We start from the raw sequence: 14,867 nt of genomic DNA, 5'->3' as shown, positions 1-14,867 counted from the left end.
ACGAACCGGGAGCGGAACTCGTCGACGACCTCTTCGGTCAACGAGGGACGCTGAGCGATCAGCATGTGTGGATCAGATCCTTCTTTCGTGGACGCCCGCTATTTGACGTCCGACGGAGCCGTCCCCGGCAAAAGGGACGGGTACTGCAAGGGTAAGGGCGATACGGCCCTTGCAGAGCCGTACCGCCCGAACCCGAAGCCTGCTGGGAAGCAGCCGTACGTCAGACGCGACGACGCTTCGGCGGACGGCAGCCGTTGTGCGGGGTCGGGGTGACGTCCTGGATGGAGCCGACCTCGAGGCCCGTGGCCTGCAGGGAACGGATGGCGGTCTCACGACCGGAACCCGGGCCCTTGACGAACACGTCGACCTTGCGCATGCCGTGCTCCTGAGCGCGGCGGGCGGCCGACTCGGCAGCCATCTGCGCGGCGAACGGCGTGGACTTCCGGGAGCCCTTGAAGCCGACGTGGCCGGCGGAGGCCCAGGAGATCACGTTGCCCGACGGGTCCGTGATGGAGACGATCGTGTTGTTGAACGTGCTCTTGATGTGCGCGTGGCCGTGAGCGACGTTCTTCTTTTCCTTGCGGCGCACCTTCTTGGCAGCGCCCTGACGACCCTTGGGGGGCATCTACAAACTCCTACGGGGAGGTGGTCGGTCCTACAGCGAAGACCGCTGATGAAGCGTTGTCCGCTGAGGACTACTTCTTGCCCGGCTTCTTCTTGCCGGCGATGGCGCGACGCGGGCCCTTGCGGGTACGAGCGTTCGTGCTGGTGCGCTGACCGCGGACAGGCAGACCGCGACGGTGACGGAGACCCTGGTAGCAGCCGATCTCGACCTTGCGGCGGATGTCGGCCTGGATCTCGCGACGGAGGTCACCCTCGGTCTTGATGTTGTTGTCGACGTACTCGCGGATCGCGACGAGCTGCTCTTCGCTCAGGTCACGAACTCGGGTGTTCGGGTCGACACCGGTCTCCGCCAGCGTCTGCTGGGCGAGAGTCCGGCCAATACCGAACACGTAGGTCAGGGCGACCTCCACGCGCTTTTCGCGCGGGATGTCAACACCGGAAACGCGTGCCACTTCTATGGCTCCTGGTGATCTTCGGAGGTCTTCCGCAGAACCGGTTCCCAGCCGCCGTACCAGGTACGAACTGGGTCCCCGGCCTCCGAACCGGGGGTGTCAGACGACGTATGCCGTCCGGGTTCTGCGTATGAACAATTCAGCTTGCGTCGCGCGAATCTCTGCGATGTCGATGCAGAGGGTTCGGTCCTGCGTCAGCCCTGGCGCTGCTTGTGGCGCGGGTTCTCGCAGATGACCATGACCCGACCGTGACGGCGGATCACCCTGCACTTGTCGCAGATCTTCTTGACGCTCGGCTTGACCTTCATGGGATTGAGGTTCTCCGGGTCAGTGCCACCACCCCACCGAAGCGGGATGCGGGCAAGATCTACTTGTAGCGGTAGACGATCCGGCCACGCGTCAGGTCGTACGGAGACAACTCCACCACGACCCGGTCGTCAGGGAGGATGCGGATGTAGTGCATGCGCATCTTGCCGCTGATGTGTGCCAGGACCTGGTGGCCGTTCTGGAGCTCGACCTTGAACATGGCGTTCGGAAGAGACTCGACGACAGTGCCCTCGATCTCGATGGCACCTTGCTTCTTGGCCACGCTTCGCCCTTCGAATCGACTACCTTGATCGACTCTCGCACTTTCCCTTACGGGCGCATGCGGACATGCGGGTGCACGAGAGCCGACGAGTCAGTCTACGTCAGCGCACCCTGAAAGACGAATCGAGTGAGTCTGCCCCAGCAGGCAGATCGTTAAGCACCCGCAGACCGCTCGCAGCCCTATCCGAGCGGGTCGGGAGCGGCGGTGATGCCGAGCTCCGCCAGCTTCGCCCGGCCGCCGTCCGGGGCCGTCAGGACCAGGGGGCCCTGCTCGGTCAGGGCGATGGAGTGCTCCCAGTGCGAGGACCAGGTGCCGTCCGTCGTGATCACGGTCCAGTCGTCGGAGAGGACCTCGGTCTTCGGGGTGCCGAGGGAGACCATCGGCTCGATCGCGAGGCAGAAGCCGGGGACCAGCTTGGGGCCCTTGCCGCGGCGGCGGTCGACGTAGTTCAGCAGATGCGGGTCCATGTGCATCTCGGTGCCGATGCCGTGGCCGCCGTAGTCCTCGATGATCCCGTACTTGCCGCCGCCCGGCTTGGGCTGGCGGCGGATGTAGGTCTCGATGGCGCGGGAGACGTCGACCAGCCGGTTGCCCTGCTTCATCGCCGCGATGCCGGCCCACATCGACTCCTCGGTCACCCGGGAGAGCTCGATCAGCTCGGGGGCGTGCCCGGAGCCCACGAAGGCGGTGTACGCCGCGTCGCCGTGCCAGCCGTCGATGATCGCGCCGCAGTCGATGGAGATGATGTCGCCGTCCTTGAGGACGACCTCGTCGGACGGGATGCCGTGCACGACGACCTCGTTCACGGAGGTGCAGATCGTGGCCGGGAAGCCGCCGTAGCCCAGGAAGTTGGGCTTGGCGTTGTGCTCGGCGAGGACCTTGCGCGCGACCTGGTCCAGGTCCTTCGTCGAGGCGCCGGGCACGGCCGCCTCACGGGTCGCCGCGTGGATGGCGGCCACCACCAGCCCCGCCTCCCGCATCTTGGCGATCTGCTCGGGGCTCTTGATCTGCACCATGGGGTCCTGCGCTCTCCGTCACAACGTCAACCGGTTACCGACACAACACTACGGCCGTGACGCCCCTGCGGGTGCCACGGCCGTAACAGGCTGACGGCTACTTGCCGTCGTCCTCGCGCTTGAGAGCCTCCAGCGCCCGCTGCGTGATCTCTTCCACCGGGCCCAGGGAGGAGATCGTGGCGACCAGACCCTGTGCCTTGTAGTAGTCGATGATCGGCTCGGTCTGCGTGTGGTAGACCTCGAGGCGGGTGCGGACGGTGTCCTCGGAGTCGTCGTCGCGCTGGTAGAGCTCGCCGCCGCAGACGTCGCAGACGCCTTCCTTCTTCGGCGGGCTGTACGTCACGTGGAACACGTGCTCTGCCTTGTTGCGGCAGATGCGCCGGCCGGCGATCCGCTTGACGACCTCTTCCTCGGGGACTTCGAGGTCGAGGACCGCATCCAGCTTGATGCCCTCGGTCTTCAGCAGCTCGTCGAGCGCCTCGGCCTGCGAGACGTTGCGGGGGAAACCGTCGAGCAGGAAGCCGTTCTCGGCGTCCGGCTGCTCCATGCGGTCCTTGGCCATCGCGATGGTCACCTCGTCGGGGACGAGGTTGCCGGCGTCCATGTAGGACTTCGCGAGCTTCCCGAGCTCCGTGTGCCGGCTGATGTTGGCCCGGAACAGATCGCCCGTGGAGATGTGCGGGATCGAGAGCTTCCCGGCGAGGCGCATGGCCTGAGTGCCCTTCCCAGCACCCGGCGGCCCGACGAGGACGATTCGCATCAGCGGAGGAACCCTTCGTAATTGCGCTGCTGGAGCTGGCTCTCGATCTGCTTCACCGTCTCAAGACCCACACCCACGATGATCAGGATGCTCGTCCCGCCGAAGGGGAAGTTACCGGTTGCCCCGAACCCGACCAACGCCATCGTTGGCACGAGAGCGATCAGACCCAGATACAGCGAACCCGGCCAGGTGATCCGGTTGAGTACGTAGCTGAGGTACTCAGCGGTCGGTCGGCCAGCCCGGATGCCCGGGATGAAGCCACCATACTTCTTCATGTTGTCGGCGACTTCTTCGGGGTTGAAGGAGATCGCCACGTAGAAGAACGCGAAGAAAACGATCAGCAAGAAGTAGCTGACCAGGTAGATCGGGTGGTCGCCCTTGGTCAGGTTCTGCTCGACCCAGGTCTTCCAGCCGGCCTTGCTGCCGGAGAACTGAGCGATCAGTGCCGGGATGTAGAGCAGCGACGAGGCGAAGATGACCGGGATCACACCCGCCTGGTTGACCTTCAGCGGGATGTACGTCGAGGTGCCGCCGTAGGAACGGCGGCCGATCATCCGCTTCGCGTACTGCACGGGGATGCGGCGCTGGGCCTGCTCGACGAAGACCACCAGGCCGACCATGACCAGGCCGACCAGGATGACGGTGCCGAACTCGATCCAGCCGCCGGCCAGGGTGCCCTGCTTCTTGATGGCCCACAGCGCGGAGGGGAAGGTGGCGGCGATCGAGATGAACATCAGGATCGACATGCCGTTGCCGATGCCGCGGTCGGTGATCAGCTCGCCGAGCCACATCACCACGGCCGTACCGGCGGTCATGCAGACGACCATGGTGATGGTCGTGAAGATCGCCTGGTCCGGGACGATGCTGGAGGCGACGGTGCAGCCCGAGAAGAGGGCGCCGCTGCGGGCGGTGGCCACCAGGCCGGTGCCCTGCAGGATGGCGAGCGCCACCGTCAGGTAGCGGGTGTACTGCGTGATCTTCGCCGTACCCGCCTGCCCCTCCTTCTTGAGGGCTTCCAGACGCGGGATCACCACGGTCAGCAGCTGGAGAATGATGCTCGCCGTGATGTACGGCATGATGCCGAGCGCGAAGACCGTGATCTGCAGCAGCGCGCCGCCGCTGAACATGTTGACCAGACCGAACAGGCCCTGGTTGCCGGACGCCTGATCGACACAACTCTGGACGGCCTGGTAGTTGACGCCGGGGATCGGGATGTGGGTACCGACCCGGTACACCACGATGATGCCGAGCGTGAAGAGCAGCTTCTTGCGCAGGTCGGGCGTCCTGAACGCCCGGGCGAACGCGGTGAGCACGGTGCCTCCTGCGACCCCCGCGCAACTGCGTCAAGGGTGACGGTCTTGAGGTTCGACGGATACAAACGAGAACAGTGCTGGCTACCTTACCGGCGGCACAGCTTCCCGTGGAACGACCAACCGGGGATACCCCTTTGTGGGATATCCCCGGTCGGGATCGTTCAGGTCATCGAGTCATCGCCCGTAAGGCTCAGACGAGCTCGGTGACGGTGCCGCCGGCGGCGGTGATCTTCTCCTTGGCGGAGCCGGAGACGGCGTCGACCGTCACCTGCAGCGCCACGGAGATCTCGCCCTGGCCGAGGACCTTGACGAGGCTGTTCTTGCGAACGGCACCCTTGGCCACCAGACCCTCGACGGTGACCTCGCCACCCTCGGGGTAGAGCGCGGCCAGCTTGTCGAGGTTCACGACCTGGAACTCGGTCTTGAACGGGTTCTTGAAGCCCTTCAGCTTCGGAAGACGCATGTGGAGGGGCATCTGCCCACCCTCGAAGCGCTCCGGAACCTGGTAGCGGGCCTTCGTGCCCTTGGTACCACGACCGGCCGTCTTACCCTTCGACGCCTCACCACGACCGACACGGGTCTTGGCGGTCTTGGCGCCCGGGGCGGGACGGAGGTTGTGGATCTTGAGCGGGTTGTTCTCCGCCATGATCAGTCGACCTCCTCGACCGACACGAGGTGGCGGACGGTGTGCACCATTCCGCGGAACTCGGGGCGGTCCTCCTTGACGACCACGTCACCCAGGCGCTTGAGGCCCAGGGAACGAAGGGTGTCGCGGTGGTTCTGCTTGCTGCCGATGTACGACTTCGTCTGCGTGATCTTGAGCTGCGCCATGATTACGCACCCGCTCCCGCACGCGCACGCAGCAGAGCCGCGGGGGCGACGTCCTCGAGCGGCAGACCGCGGCGGGCCGCGACCTCCTCGGGACGCTGCAGGCCCTTGAGGGCCGCCACGGTCGCGTGCACGATGTTGATCGCGTTGTCGGAGCCGAGCGACTTCGACAGGATGTCGTGGATACCGGCGCACTCGAGCACGGCACGCACCGGGCCACCGGCGATAACACCGGTACCGGGGGACGCGGGCTTGAGCAGTACGACGCCGGCAGCCTTCTCACCCTGGATGGGGTGCGGGATGGTGCCCTGGATGCGGGGGACCTTGAAGAAGTGCTTCTTGGCCTCCTCAACGCCCTTGGCGATGGCGGCCGGCACCTCCTTGGCCTTGCCGTATCCGACACCCACGGTGCCGTCACCGTCGCCCACCACGACCAGCGCGGTGAAGCTGAAGCGACGACCACCCTTCACAACCTTGGCGACGCGGTTGATCGCGACGACGCGCTCAACGTACGCGGTCTTCTCGGCGGCAGCAGCGCCGCCGTCACGGCCCTTCCGGTCCCGCCGCTCGCCGCCACCGGCACCGCTTCCGCGGCGCTGGGGTCCAGCCATTGGATTACCTCTCTCTTTCCGCTAGCTACAAGCGGCTCAGAACTTGAGCCCGGCCTCGCGGGCGGCGTCCGCCAGGGCGGCGATGCGCCCGGCGTACTGGTTGCCACCACGGTCGAACACCACGGCCTCGACACCGGCGGCCTTGGCACGCTCGGCGACCAGGGCGCCGACCTGCTTGGCCTGCGCGGACTTGTCGCCCTCGCCACCACGGATCGACGTGTCCAGCGTGGACGCCGACGCCACGGTGTGGCCCTTCAGGTCGTCGATCACCTGCGCCACGATGTGGCGGTTGGAGCGGGTCACAACCAGACGGGGACGCTCCGCCGTACCGGACACCCTCTTGCGGATCCGGACGTGACGGCGCTTGATCGCGGCGCGCTTGTAGGCGTCGCCCTTGAGGATCTTCTGCCCGTATGCCATGGCTTACTTACCCGCCTTTCCGACCTTGCGGCGGATGACTTCGCCCTCGTACTTGACGCCCTTGGCCTTGTACGGGTCGGGCTTGCGCAGCTTGCGGATGTTGGCCGCAACCTCGCCGACCTTCTGCTTGTCGATGCCCTCGACCGAGAAGCGGGTCGGGTTCTCCACCTTGAAGGTGATCCCCTCGGGCGCCTCGACGGTGATCGGGTGGCTGTAGCCGAGCGCGAACTCGAGGTTCGAGCCCTTGGCCGTCACGCGGTAACCGACACCGCTGATCTCGAGCTTCTTCACGTAACCCTGGGTCACGCCGGTGATCATGTTCGCCACCAGCGTGCGGGACAGGCCGTGCAGGGCCTTGTTCTGACGCTCGTCGTTGGGGCGGGTGACGTTGAGAACGCCGTCCTCACCCTTGGCGATGTCGATCGGCGATGCGACGGTGTGGGTCAGCGTGCCCTTGGGGCCCTTGACCGAGACCGTACGGCCGTCGATGGTGACGTCCACGCCGGCGGGAACCGTGATGGGGAGCTTGCCAATACGCGACATAGCTGTTTCCTCCGTTCCCTTCCGTTACCAGACGTAGGCGAGGACTTCCCCACCCACGCCCTTCTTGCCGGCCTGCTTGTCGGTCAGGAGACCGTGCGACGTGGAGATGATCGCCACGCCGAGGCCGCCGAGGACCTTGGGCAGGTTGGTGGACTTCGCGTACACCCGGAGACCGGGCTTGGAGATCCGCTTGATGCCCGCGATGGAGCGCTCACGGTTGGGGCCGAACTTCAGCTCCAGGACGAGGTTCTTGCCGACCTCGGCGTCCTCGACCTTCCAGCCCGTGATGAAGCCCTCCTGCTGGAGGATCTCCGCGATGTGCGACTTGATCTTCGATGCCGGCATCGTCACGGAGTCGTGGTATGCCGAGTTCGCGTTCCGCAGACGCGTAAGCATGTCTGCGATCGGATCAGTCATGGTCATGAATTGGCCTTCGGCCTCTCTCGCCGGGGTTTCCAGGTGCCCATCCCTCTCCTCGATCCGAGACGAGGCGGGTGCGGTGCGGTGGACCTACGGCGTAGTAAGTCGTCTGGGCGTCAGGCGCCCAACCCTCCCAGCCTAAGCCATGGAGGGGTGGGCACCTGACCAAACCCTTTGCTTACCGAGAGCTTCCGGAATCCCGAACTACGGGATTACCAGGAGCTCTTGGTCACGCCCGGCAGCTCGCCACGGTGAGCCATCTCACGAAGGCACACGCGGCACAGGCCGAACTTGCGGTACACGGAGTGGGGACGGCCGCAGCGCTGGCAGCGCGTGTAACCACGCACGCCGAACTTGGGCTTGCGAGCAGCCTTCGCGATCAGAGCCTTCTTCGCCATCTCGCTCACGCCTCCTTGAAGGGGAAGCCGAGGTGACGAAGGAGCGCGCGGCCCTCAGCGTCGTTGGTCGCCGTGGTGACCACGGTGATGTCCATACCCCGGACGCGGTCGATCTTGTCCTGGTCGATCTCGTGGAACATGACCTGCTCCGTGAGACCGAAGGTGTAGTTGCCACGGCCGTCGAACTGCTTGGGGGACAGACCACGGAAGTCGCGGATGCGCGGCAGCGCGAGCGACAGGGTGCGGTCCAGGAACTCCCACATGCGGTCGCCACGGAGCGTGACGTGGGCACCGATCGGCTGTCCCTCGCGCAGCTTGAACTGCGCGATGGACTTGCGGGCCTTGGTGACGGCCGGCTTCTGACCGGTGATGGTGGTCAGGTCGCGGATCGCGCCCTCGATCAGCTTCGAGTCACGGGCGGCGTCGCCGACACCCATGTTGACCACGATCTTGACGAGACCGGGGATCTGCATGACGTTCTCGTACTTGAACTCGTCACGCAGCTTGCCCGCGATCTCCTCGCGGTACTTCTGCTTCAGACGCGGAGTGGTGGTGGTAGCCATCAGATGTCCTCACCCGTCCGCTTGGCAACGCGGATCTTGTTGCCTTCGTCGTCGAAGCGGTAACCGACACGCGTGACAACCTTGTTGCCGTCCTTCTCAACGACCAGCTGGACGTTGGAGACGTGGATCGGCGCCTCGGTCGTGACGATGCCGCCGGCCTGCGAACCGCGAGCGGTGGGGCCGGCCTTGGTGTGCTTCTTGACCCGGTTGACACCCTCGACCAGGACGCGCTCGTCGCGCGGGTAAGCGGCAATGACCTTGCCCTGCTTGCCCTTGTCCTTGCCGGTGATGACCTGGACCAGGTCGCCCTTCTTGATCTTCATGCTTACAGCACCTCCGGAGCCAGCGAGATGATCTTCATGAACTTCTTCTCGCGCAGCTCACGCCCGACCGGGCCGAAGATGCGGGTGCCGCGAGGGTCGCCGTCGTTCTTCAGAATGACGGCGGCGTTCTCGTCGAAGCGGATGTACGAGCCGTCCGGACGGCGGCGCTCCTTGACGGTGCGAACGATGACCGCCTTGACGACGTCACCCTTCTTCACGTTGCCACCGGGGATCGCGTCCTTGACGGTGGCGACGATGACGTCACCGATGCCCGCGTAGCGGCGACCGGAGCCACCGAGCACACGGATGCAAAGGATTTCCTTCGCACCAGTGTTGTCGGCGACACGCAGTCGCGACTCCTGCTGGATCACGTCTATCTCCTGTTTGTCTGCCGGTTCCCCGGGGGCCGTTCAGAACGGCCCCCGGAGCCTGGCGGAACTGTCCTGCGAGGGGTGCCTCGCAGGCGTACATGTTGGAATTCCCTTGCGGGAATTACCTACTTGGCCTTCTCGAGGATCTCGACGACGCGCCAGCGCTTCGTCGCGGACAGCGGCCGGGTCTCCGCGAGGAGGACACGGTCGCCGACGCCCGCGGCGTTCTGCTCGTCGTGCGCCTTGAGCTTGTTGGTACGGCGGATGACCTTGCCGTACAGCGCGTGCTTGACGCGGTCCTCGACGGCGACGACGACGGTCTTGTCCATCTTGTCGCTGACGACGAGACCCTCACGGGTCTTGCGGAAGCCGCGCGCGGCCTTCGTCTCTTCAGTCACATTGCTCTCGCTCATCAGGCGTTCTCCACCGTTTCGATGCCCAGCTCACGCTCGCGCATCAGGGTGTAGATCCGCGCGATGTCCTTGCGGACCGCCTTCAGACGGCCATGGTTCTCGAGCTGCCCGGTCGCCGCCTGGAAGCGGAGGTTGAACAGCTCTTCCTTGGCCTCGCGGAGCTTCGCCAGAAGCTCCTCGTTGCCCAGCTCGCGCAGCTCGGACGCCTTGGTACCGGCCGACATCACGCTTCACCTGCCTCGCGCTTGACGATCCGGCACTTCATCGGCAGCTTGTGGGCCGCACGGGTCAGCGCCTCACGGGCGATCTTCTCGTTGGGGTACGACAGCTCGAACATCACGCGTCCGGGCTTGACGTTGGCGATCCACCACTCCGGCGAACCCTTACCGGAACCCATGCGGGTCTCGGCAGGCTTCTTGGTGAGGGGACGGTCCGGGTAGATGTTGATCCAGACCTTGCCACCACGCTTGATGTGACGCGTCATGGCGATACGAGCGGCCTCGATCTGACGGTTCGTCACATACGCCGGGGTGAGCGCCTGGATGCCGTACTCGCCGAACGCAACCTGGGTACCGCCCTTGGCAGCGCCGCTGCGCTTCGGGTGGTGCTGCTTGCGGTGCTTGACCCTACGGGGGATCAGCATTTCGGTCAGGCCTCCGTTCCGCCAGTAGAAGAGGACGGCGCCTCAGCCGGAGCGGCGGCTGCGGGAGCCTCGGCCTTGGGGGCCTCGGCGCCGGCAGCCTGCTGCGGCTTGCGACCGCGCCGCTCGCCACCGCGGCCACCACGGGCCGGGCGGTCGGCACCACCACGGGCCGGGCGGTTACCCGCACGGGCCGCGGCGTTCTCGGCGCGGACCTCGGCGATGTTCTTGACGTCGCCCTTGTAGATCCAGACCTTCACGCCGATGCGGCCGAAGGTCGTCTTGGCCTCGAAGAAGCCGTAGTCCACGTTCGCGCGGAGCGTGTGCAGGGGCACGCGGCCCTCGCGGTAGAACTCCGAGCGGGACATCTCGGCGCCGCCGAGGCGGCCACCGCACTGGATCTTGATGCCCTTGGCGCCGGCCTTCATCGCCGACTGCATGCTCTTGCGCATGGCACGGCGGAAGGAGACGCGGGAGGAGAGCTGCTCGGCGACGGCCTGGGCGACCAGCTGAGCGTCGGTCTCGGGGTTCTTCACCTCGAGGATGTTCAGCTGGACCTGCTTGCCCGTGAGCTTCTCGAGGTCACCGCGGATGCGGTCGGCCTCGGCGCCACGGCGGCCGATGACGATGCCCGGACGAGCGGTGTGGATGTCCACCCGCACGCGGTCACGGGTGCGCTCGATCTCCACCTTCGAGATGCCGGCGCGCTCCATGCCGGACGTCATCATCCGACGGATGGCGACGTCTTCCTTGACGTAGTCCTTGTACAGCTTGTCGGCGTACCACCGGGACTTGAAGTCCGTGGTGACACCGAGCCGGAACCCATGCGGGTTAACCTTCTGGCCCATTACCGGGTTCCTTCCTTGCTGCTGACGACCACGGTGATGTGGCTGGTCCGCTTGCGGATCCGGTAGGCACGGCCCTGGGCACGCGGACGGAAGCGCTTCAGGGTCGGGCCCTCGTCGACGTACGCCTCGGAGATGAAGAGGCTGTCGGCGTCGGTGTGGTCGTAGTTGTGCGCGGCGTTGGCGATGGCGCTGTCGAGCACCTTGCCGACGGGCACGGAGGCTGCCTGCGGAGCGAATCGCAGAACAGCCTGAGCCTCCGTGGCGTCCATGCCACGGATAAGGTCCACCACGCGGCGGGCCTTCATGGGCGTAACGCGGATGTACCGCGCCTGGGCCCTGGCTTCCATGGTTGTCCCTCTCAGTTACTTACGTGTCTGAATGCGATCCGCTGCTAGCGGCGCTTCGACTTCCGGTCGTCCTTGACGTGACCCCGGAAGGTGCGCGTCGGCGAGAACTCGCCGAGCTTGTGGCCGACCATCGACTCGGTGACGAACACCGGGATGTGGGTCTTGCCGTTGTGCACCGCGATCGTGTGGCCGAGCATGGCCGGGACGATCATCGAGCGACGGGACCAGGTCTTGATGACGTTCTTGGTGCCCGCTTCGTTCTGGACTTCCACCTTCTTGATCAGGTGGTCGTCGACGAAGGGCCCCTTCTTGAGACTGCGCGGCATCTAAACCCGCTCCTAGCGCTTCTTGTTCGTCTTGCGGCGGCGGACGATGTACTTGTTCGACGCCTTCTTGGGCGAACGAGTACGACCTTCCTTCTGGCCCCAGGGGCTGACCGGGTGGCGACCACCGGAGGTCTTGCCCTCACCACCACCGTGGGGGTGGTCAACCGGGTTCATCGCCACACCGCGAACGGTCGGGCGGACGCCCAGCCAGCGCTTGCGGCCGGCCTTGCCCCAGTTGATGTTGCTCTGCTCGGCGTTGCCGACCTCGCCGACCGTGGCGCGGCAGCGCTGGTCGACCAGGCGGATCTCACCGGACGGCATGCGCAGGTGGGCCATCGAGCCCTCCTTCGCGAGCAGCTGCACGGAGGCACCGGCGGAGCGGGCGAACTTGGCGCCGCCGCCCGGACGAAGCTCCACGGAGTGGATCGTCGTACCGACCGGGATGTTGCGCAGCGCCAGGTTGTTGCCGGGCTTGATGTCGGCGCCGGGACCGTTCTCGATCCGGTCGCCCTGGTTCAGACCCCGGGGCGCCAGGATGTAGCGCTTCTCGCCGTCCGCGTAGTGGAGCAGCGCGATGCGCGCGGTGCGGTTGGGGTCGTACTCGATGTGCGCGACCTTCGCCGGCACGCCGTCCTTGTCGTGACGACGGAAGTCGATCACTCGGTAGGCGCGCTTGTGGCCACCGCCCTGGTGGCGGACGGTCACACGACCGGAATTGTTACGGCCGCCCTTGCTGTGCAGGGGACGGACCAGCGACTTCTCCGGCGTGGACCGCGTGACCTCGACGAAGTCGGCGACGCTGGAGCCACGACGGCCCGGCGTAGTCGGCTTGTACTTGCGGATTCCCATTTCTCAGTCCTCGTCCGATATCGGACGATCCGACCCGCTTACGCGGTCGGACCGCCGAAGATGTCGATACGGTCGCCCTCGGCGAGGGTCACGATCGCGCGCTTGGTCGCCGCACGCTGGCCGAAGCCGGTGCGGGTCCGCTTGCGCTTGCCGATGCGGTTGATCGTGTTGACCCCGGTGACCTTGACCGAGAAGACCGCCTGGACGGCCTCCTTGATCTGGGTCTTGTTGGCACGCGGGTCGACGACGAACGTGTACTTGTTCTCGTCGAGGAGCGCGTAGCTCTTCTCGGAGACGACCGGCTTCAGCAGGACGTCACGGGGGTCCGTGTACGACTTGCTGAGCGGGGTCTCGACGGTGTTCTTGCCCTCGGCCTCGTGGCGGCGCGCCTTGGCGACGCGCGCGGCCTTGGCGGCCTTCGCAGCCTTGGAGGCGATGCTCGGGTGACGCGTAGCCATCAGGCCTCGCTCCCTTCGGTGTCATTGGCCTTCGGGCCGGACACGAAGGACTCGAAAGCGGCCTGGGTGAAGACCACGTCGTCCGAGACGAGAACGTCGTACGTGTTCAGCTGGCCCGGCTCCAGGATGTGGACCTGGGGCAGGTTGCGGGCGGACAGCCACGCGGCCTCGTCGGCGCGCTCGACGACCAGGAGCAGGTTCTTGCGCTCGCTGATCTTGCCGAACAGGCCCTTGGCGGCCTTGGTGCTGGGGGTCTCGCCCTCGACCACGCCGGAGACGACGTGGATGCGGTTGTGACGGGCCCGGTCGGTGAGGGCGTGACGCAGAGCGGCAGCCTTCATCTTCTTCGGGGTCCGCTGCGAGTAGTCACGCGGCTGCGGGCCGTGGACGACGCCACCGCCGGCGAACTGCGGGGCGCGGGTCGAGCCCTGACGGGCGCGGCCGGTGCCCTTCTGGCGGTACGGCTTCTTGCCGCCACCGCGGACCTCGCCACGGGTCTTGGTCTTGTGCGTGCCCTGACGGGCAGCGGCCAGCTGGGCGACGACGACCTGGTGGATCAGCGGGATGCTGACCTTTTCGACGTCGAAGATCTCCGCGGGGAGCTCGACGGAACCGGCCTTGTCGCCGGCAGGCGAAAGGATGTCAACAGTGCTCATCGGTTACCTCAGGCCCCCTTGGCCGCGGTGCGGACCAGGACGAGGCCGCCGTTCGGACCGGGAACCGCGCCCTTGATGAGCAGCAGACCCTTCTCCGCGTCAACGGCGTGGACGGTCAGGTTCTGGGTGGTGACCCGCTCGTTGCCCATGCGACCCGCCATGCGGAGGCCCTTGAACACACGGCCCGGGGTGGCGCAGCCACCGATGGAACCGGGCGAGCGGTGCTTGCGCTGGGTGCCGTGACCGGCGCCGAGGCCCTTGAAGTTGTGACGCTTCATGACGCCGGCGAAGCCCTTGCCCTTGCTCTTGCCGGTGACGTCGACCTTCACGCCCGCCTCGAAGACCTCGGCCGTGACTTCCTGGCCGAGCGTGTACTCGGCGGCGTCAGCGGTACGGATCTCGACGAGGTGACGGCGCGGGGTGACGTCGGCCTTGGCGAAGTGGCCCTTGAGGGGCTTGTTCACCTTGCGCGGGTCGATCTCGCCGAAGGCGATCTGGACCGACTCGTAGCCGTCGACGTCGTTCGTACGGACCTGGGTGACGACGTTGGGGCCGGCCTTGACGACGGTGACCGGAACAACACGGTTGTTCTCGTCCCACACCTGCGTCATGCCGAGCTTCTCGCCCAGGATGCCCTTGATCTGCTTAGCCATTCTCAGATCACCGGCCCTCAGAGCTTGATCTCGATGTCGACACCGGCCGGGAGGTCGAGTCGCATCAGAGAGTCAACGGTCTTGGGCGTCGGGTCGAGGATGTCGATCAGGCGCTTGTGGGTACGCATCTCGAAGTGCTCGCGCGAGTCCTTGTACTTGTGCGGCGACTTGATGACGCAGTACACGTTCTTCTCAGTGGGCAGCGGCACCGGGCCCGCGACCGACGCACCAGTACGCGTCACCGTCTCGACGATCTTCTTCGCCGAGGAGTCGATGACCTCGTGGTCGTAGGCCTTGAGCCGGATGCGGATCTTCTGTCCCGCCATGGCTACTCAGTAGTCCCTTGTCTGTTCACGCTCTGGACCCGGTTTCCATGCGCTCCACCTCCGACCCACGCGGTCGGGCGTGTCGCGCTTTCGCTGACACAGATGTCCCTTGTTCGAACA

Annotated in this window: 28 protein-coding genes; all 28 read right to left on the bottom strand. The window is 66.0% G+C overall.

The genetic code is table 11. From position 1 onward, the window contains the following. Positions 1-220 precede the first annotated feature (220 nt). A complete protein-coding gene (gene rpsK, locus JYK17_RS09920) occupies positions 221-625 on the bottom strand; it encodes a 30S ribosomal protein S11 (RefSeq protein ID WP_003956432.1) in 405 nt (134 codons plus the stop codon). A 70-nt stretch (positions 626-695) separates the two neighbouring features. After that, the gene (gene rpsM / locus JYK17_RS09915) at positions 696-1,076 is read right to left on the bottom strand and encodes a 30S ribosomal protein S13 (RefSeq protein ID WP_108014602.1); all 381 of its coding nucleotides are present in this window, start codon (positions 1,074-1,076) and stop codon (positions 696-698) included. Between the two features lie 194 nt (positions 1,077-1,270). Continuing rightward, positions 1,271-1,384 (bottom strand): 50S ribosomal protein L36, encoded by a 114-nt coding sequence (rpmJ, locus tag JYK17_RS09910; RefSeq protein ID WP_003998809.1) that lies wholly within the window; start codon positions 1,382-1,384, stop codon positions 1,271-1,273. A 59-nt stretch (positions 1,385-1,443) separates the two neighbouring features. Continuing rightward, positions 1,444-1,665, bottom strand: a complete 222-nt coding sequence (infA, locus tag JYK17_RS09905) for a translation initiation factor IF-1 (protein WP_003948620.1) — start codon at positions 1,663-1,665, stop codon at positions 1,444-1,446. Positions 1,666-1,844: 179 nt separating this feature from the next. After that, positions 1,845-2,681, bottom strand: coding sequence for a type I methionyl aminopeptidase (map, locus tag JYK17_RS09900; RefSeq protein ID WP_108014601.1), 837 nt, complete (start codon positions 2,679-2,681; stop codon positions 1,845-1,847). Between the two features lie 97 nt (positions 2,682-2,778). Continuing rightward, a complete protein-coding gene (locus JYK17_RS09895) occupies positions 2,779-3,441 on the bottom strand; it encodes an adenylate kinase (protein ID WP_108014600.1) in 663 nt (220 codons plus the stop codon). Further along, entirely contained in the window at positions 3,441-4,754 is a 1,314-nt protein-coding gene (gene secY / locus JYK17_RS09890) for a preprotein translocase subunit SecY (RefSeq protein ID WP_108014599.1), read from the bottom strand. Before secY ends, JYK17_RS09895 begins: the two co-directional genes overlap by 1 nt. Positions 4,755-4,944: 190 nt before the next feature. Beyond that, entirely contained in the window at positions 4,945-5,400 is a 456-nt protein-coding gene (gene rplO / locus JYK17_RS09885; RefSeq protein ID WP_003974249.1) for a 50S ribosomal protein L15, read from the bottom strand. Between the two features lie 2 nt (positions 5,401-5,402). After that, complete coding sequence (gene rpmD, locus JYK17_RS09880; RefSeq protein WP_016434634.1) at positions 5,403-5,585, bottom strand: 50S ribosomal protein L30; 183 nt, start codon at positions 5,583-5,585, stop codon at positions 5,403-5,405. Positions 5,586-5,587: 2 nt separating this feature from the next. Next, positions 5,588-6,193 (bottom strand): 30S ribosomal protein S5, encoded by a 606-nt coding sequence (gene rpsE, locus JYK17_RS09875; protein WP_108014598.1) that lies wholly within the window; start codon positions 6,191-6,193, stop codon positions 5,588-5,590. A 36-nt stretch (positions 6,194-6,229) separates the two neighbouring features. Next, positions 6,230-6,613 (bottom strand): 50S ribosomal protein L18, encoded by a 384-nt coding sequence (rplR, locus tag JYK17_RS09870; protein WP_108014597.1) that lies wholly within the window; start codon positions 6,611-6,613, stop codon positions 6,230-6,232. Between the two features lie 3 nt (positions 6,614-6,616). Further along, positions 6,617-7,156, bottom strand: coding sequence for a 50S ribosomal protein L6 (gene rplF, locus JYK17_RS09865; protein ID WP_108014596.1), 540 nt, complete (start codon positions 7,154-7,156; stop codon positions 6,617-6,619). A gap of 24 nt (positions 7,157-7,180) precedes the next feature. Then, complete coding sequence (gene rpsH / locus JYK17_RS09860) at positions 7,181-7,579, bottom strand: 30S ribosomal protein S8 (protein ID WP_007384075.1); 399 nt, start codon at positions 7,577-7,579, stop codon at positions 7,181-7,183. A 209-nt stretch (positions 7,580-7,788) separates the two neighbouring features. Beyond that, positions 7,789-7,974: a type Z 30S ribosomal protein S14 gene (locus JYK17_RS09855; protein ID WP_003948630.1), complete on the bottom strand. Its 186-nt coding sequence runs from the start codon at positions 7,972-7,974 to the stop codon at positions 7,789-7,791. A gap of 5 nt (positions 7,975-7,979) precedes the next feature. Further along, complete coding sequence (gene rplE, locus JYK17_RS09850; RefSeq protein WP_016434630.1) at positions 7,980-8,537, bottom strand: 50S ribosomal protein L5; 558 nt, start codon at positions 8,535-8,537, stop codon at positions 7,980-7,982. Next, positions 8,537-8,860, bottom strand: coding sequence for a 50S ribosomal protein L24 (gene rplX, locus JYK17_RS09845; protein ID WP_053674523.1), 324 nt, complete (start codon positions 8,858-8,860; stop codon positions 8,537-8,539). Before rplX ends, rplE begins: the two co-directional genes overlap by 1 nt. 2 nt (positions 8,861-8,862) lie before the next feature. After that, positions 8,863-9,231, bottom strand: a complete 369-nt coding sequence (rplN, locus tag JYK17_RS09840; protein ID WP_003998823.1) for a 50S ribosomal protein L14 — start codon at positions 9,229-9,231, stop codon at positions 8,863-8,865. Positions 9,232-9,356: 125 nt separating this feature from the next. Then, positions 9,357-9,644, bottom strand: coding sequence for a 30S ribosomal protein S17 (rpsQ, locus tag JYK17_RS09835; protein ID WP_016434628.1), 288 nt, complete (start codon positions 9,642-9,644; stop codon positions 9,357-9,359). Then, positions 9,644-9,868: a 50S ribosomal protein L29 gene (gene rpmC, locus JYK17_RS09830; protein ID WP_007494763.1), complete on the bottom strand. Its 225-nt coding sequence runs from the start codon at positions 9,866-9,868 to the stop codon at positions 9,644-9,646. Before rpmC ends, rpsQ begins: the two co-directional genes overlap by 1 nt. Next, positions 9,868-10,287 (bottom strand): 50S ribosomal protein L16, encoded by a 420-nt coding sequence (gene rplP / locus JYK17_RS09825; protein WP_009327094.1) that lies wholly within the window; start codon positions 10,285-10,287, stop codon positions 9,868-9,870. The genes rpmC and rplP overlap by 1 nt, the downstream gene beginning before the upstream one ends. Positions 10,288-10,292: 5 nt before the next feature. Further along, on the bottom strand, positions 10,293-11,132 hold the full coding sequence (gene rpsC, locus JYK17_RS09820; RefSeq protein ID WP_108014595.1) for a 30S ribosomal protein S3: 840 nt from the start codon (positions 11,130-11,132) through the stop codon (positions 10,293-10,295). Further along, positions 11,132-11,479, bottom strand: a complete 348-nt coding sequence (gene rplV / locus JYK17_RS09815; RefSeq protein ID WP_003974262.1) for a 50S ribosomal protein L22 — start codon at positions 11,477-11,479, stop codon at positions 11,132-11,134. Before rplV ends, rpsC begins: the two co-directional genes overlap by 1 nt. 44 nt (positions 11,480-11,523) lie before the next feature. After that, positions 11,524-11,805, bottom strand: coding sequence for a 30S ribosomal protein S19 (gene rpsS / locus JYK17_RS09810; protein WP_016434625.1), 282 nt, complete (start codon positions 11,803-11,805; stop codon positions 11,524-11,526). A gap of 12 nt (positions 11,806-11,817) precedes the next feature. After that, the gene (gene rplB / locus JYK17_RS09805) at positions 11,818-12,654 is read right to left on the bottom strand and encodes a 50S ribosomal protein L2 (protein WP_016434624.1); all 837 of its coding nucleotides are present in this window, start codon (positions 12,652-12,654) and stop codon (positions 11,818-11,820) included. 38 nt (positions 12,655-12,692) lie between these two features. Further along, positions 12,693-13,112, bottom strand: coding sequence for a 50S ribosomal protein L23 (gene rplW / locus JYK17_RS09800; RefSeq protein ID WP_108014594.1), 420 nt, complete (start codon positions 13,110-13,112; stop codon positions 12,693-12,695). Then, positions 13,112-13,768: a 50S ribosomal protein L4 gene (rplD, locus tag JYK17_RS09795; protein WP_108014593.1), complete on the bottom strand. Its 657-nt coding sequence runs from the start codon at positions 13,766-13,768 to the stop codon at positions 13,112-13,114. The genes rplW and rplD overlap by 1 nt, the downstream gene beginning before the upstream one ends. An 8-nt stretch (positions 13,769-13,776) precedes the next feature. After that, the gene (gene rplC / locus JYK17_RS09790; protein ID WP_046732368.1) at positions 13,777-14,421 is read right to left on the bottom strand and encodes a 50S ribosomal protein L3; all 645 of its coding nucleotides are present in this window, start codon (positions 14,419-14,421) and stop codon (positions 13,777-13,779) included. Positions 14,422-14,438: 17 nt separating this feature from the next. Next, entirely contained in the window at positions 14,439-14,747 is a 309-nt protein-coding gene (gene rpsJ, locus JYK17_RS09785) for a 30S ribosomal protein S10 (protein WP_003948644.1), read from the bottom strand. Positions 14,748-14,867 lie beyond the last annotated feature (120 nt).

The sequence above is a fragment of the Streptomyces plumbidurans genome, assembly GCF_019857225.1.
GTDB classification, from domain to species: Bacteria; Actinomycetota; Actinomycetes; order Streptomycetales; family Streptomycetaceae; genus Streptomyces; species Streptomyces plumbidurans.
The sequence above is the reverse complement of the archived record's forward strand: the minus strand, read 5'-3'. Positions and strand labels throughout refer to the sequence as shown.

Excerpts from the sequence above, each read along its gene's own strand:
- rpsK (WP_003956432.1), bottom strand. The coding sequence starts at position 625 with ATGCCCCCCAAGGGTCGTCAGGGCGCTGCCAAGAAGGTGCGCCGCAAG.
- rpmJ (WP_003998809.1), bottom strand. The coding sequence starts at position 1,384 with ATGAAGGTCAAGCCGAGCGTCAAGAAGATCTGCGACAAGTGCAGGGTG.
- map (WP_108014601.1), bottom strand. The coding sequence starts at position 2,681 with ATGGTGCAGATCAAGAGCCCCGAGCAGATCGCCAAGATGCGGGAGGCG.
- JYK17_RS09895 (WP_108014600.1), bottom strand. The coding sequence starts at position 3,441 with ATGCGAATCGTCCTCGTCGGGCCGCCGGGTGCTGGGAAGGGCACTCAG.
- rplO (WP_003974249.1), bottom strand. The coding sequence starts at position 5,400 with ATGGCGGAGAACAACCCGCTCAAGATCCACAACCTCCGTCCCGCCCCG.
- rpmD (WP_016434634.1), bottom strand. The coding sequence starts at position 5,585 with ATGGCGCAGCTCAAGATCACGCAGACGAAGTCGTACATCGGCAGCAAG.
- rpsE (WP_108014598.1), bottom strand. The coding sequence starts at position 6,193 with ATGGCTGGACCCCAGCGCCGCGGAAGCGGTGCCGGTGGCGGCGAGCGG.
- rplR (WP_108014597.1), bottom strand. The coding sequence starts at position 6,613 with ATGGCATACGGGCAGAAGATCCTCAAGGGCGACGCCTACAAGCGCGCC.
- rplF (WP_108014596.1), bottom strand. The coding sequence starts at position 7,156 with ATGTCGCGTATTGGCAAGCTCCCCATCACGGTTCCCGCCGGCGTGGAC.
- rpsH (WP_007384075.1), bottom strand. The coding sequence starts at position 7,579 with ATGACCATGACTGATCCGATCGCAGACATGCTTACGCGTCTGCGGAAC.
- JYK17_RS09855 (WP_003948630.1), bottom strand. The coding sequence starts at position 7,974 with ATGGCGAAGAAGGCTCTGATCGCGAAGGCTGCTCGCAAGCCCAAGTTC.
- rplE (WP_016434630.1), bottom strand. The coding sequence starts at position 8,537 with ATGGCTACCACCACCACTCCGCGTCTGAAGCAGAAGTACCGCGAGGAG.
- rplX (WP_053674523.1), bottom strand. The coding sequence starts at position 8,860 with ATGAAGATCAAGAAGGGCGACCTGGTCCAGGTCATCACCGGCAAGGAC.
- rpsQ (WP_016434628.1), bottom strand. The coding sequence starts at position 9,644 with ATGAGCGAGAGCAATGTGACTGAAGAGACGAAGGCCGCGCGCGGCTTC.
- rpmC (WP_007494763.1), bottom strand. The coding sequence starts at position 9,868 with ATGTCGGCCGGTACCAAGGCGTCCGAGCTGCGCGAGCTGGGCAACGAG.
- rplP (WP_009327094.1), bottom strand. The coding sequence starts at position 10,287 with ATGCTGATCCCCCGTAGGGTCAAGCACCGCAAGCAGCACCACCCGAAG.
- rpsC (WP_108014595.1), bottom strand. The coding sequence starts at position 11,132 with ATGGGCCAGAAGGTTAACCCGCATGGGTTCCGGCTCGGTGTCACCACG.
- rplV (WP_003974262.1), bottom strand. The coding sequence starts at position 11,479 with ATGGAAGCCAGGGCCCAGGCGCGGTACATCCGCGTTACGCCCATGAAG.
- rpsS (WP_016434625.1), bottom strand. The coding sequence starts at position 11,805 with ATGCCGCGCAGTCTCAAGAAGGGGCCCTTCGTCGACGACCACCTGATC.
- rplB (WP_016434624.1), bottom strand. The coding sequence starts at position 12,654 with ATGGGAATCCGCAAGTACAAGCCGACTACGCCGGGCCGTCGTGGCTCC.
- rplW (WP_108014594.1), bottom strand. The coding sequence starts at position 13,112 with ATGGCTACGCGTCACCCGAGCATCGCCTCCAAGGCTGCGAAGGCCGCC.
- rplD (WP_108014593.1), bottom strand. The coding sequence starts at position 13,768 with ATGAGCACTGTTGACATCCTTTCGCCTGCCGGCGACAAGGCCGGTTCC.
- rplC (WP_046732368.1), bottom strand. The coding sequence starts at position 14,421 with ATGGCTAAGCAGATCAAGGGCATCCTGGGCGAGAAGCTCGGCATGACG.
- rpsJ (WP_003948644.1), bottom strand. The coding sequence starts at position 14,747 with ATGGCGGGACAGAAGATCCGCATCCGGCTCAAGGCCTACGACCACGAG.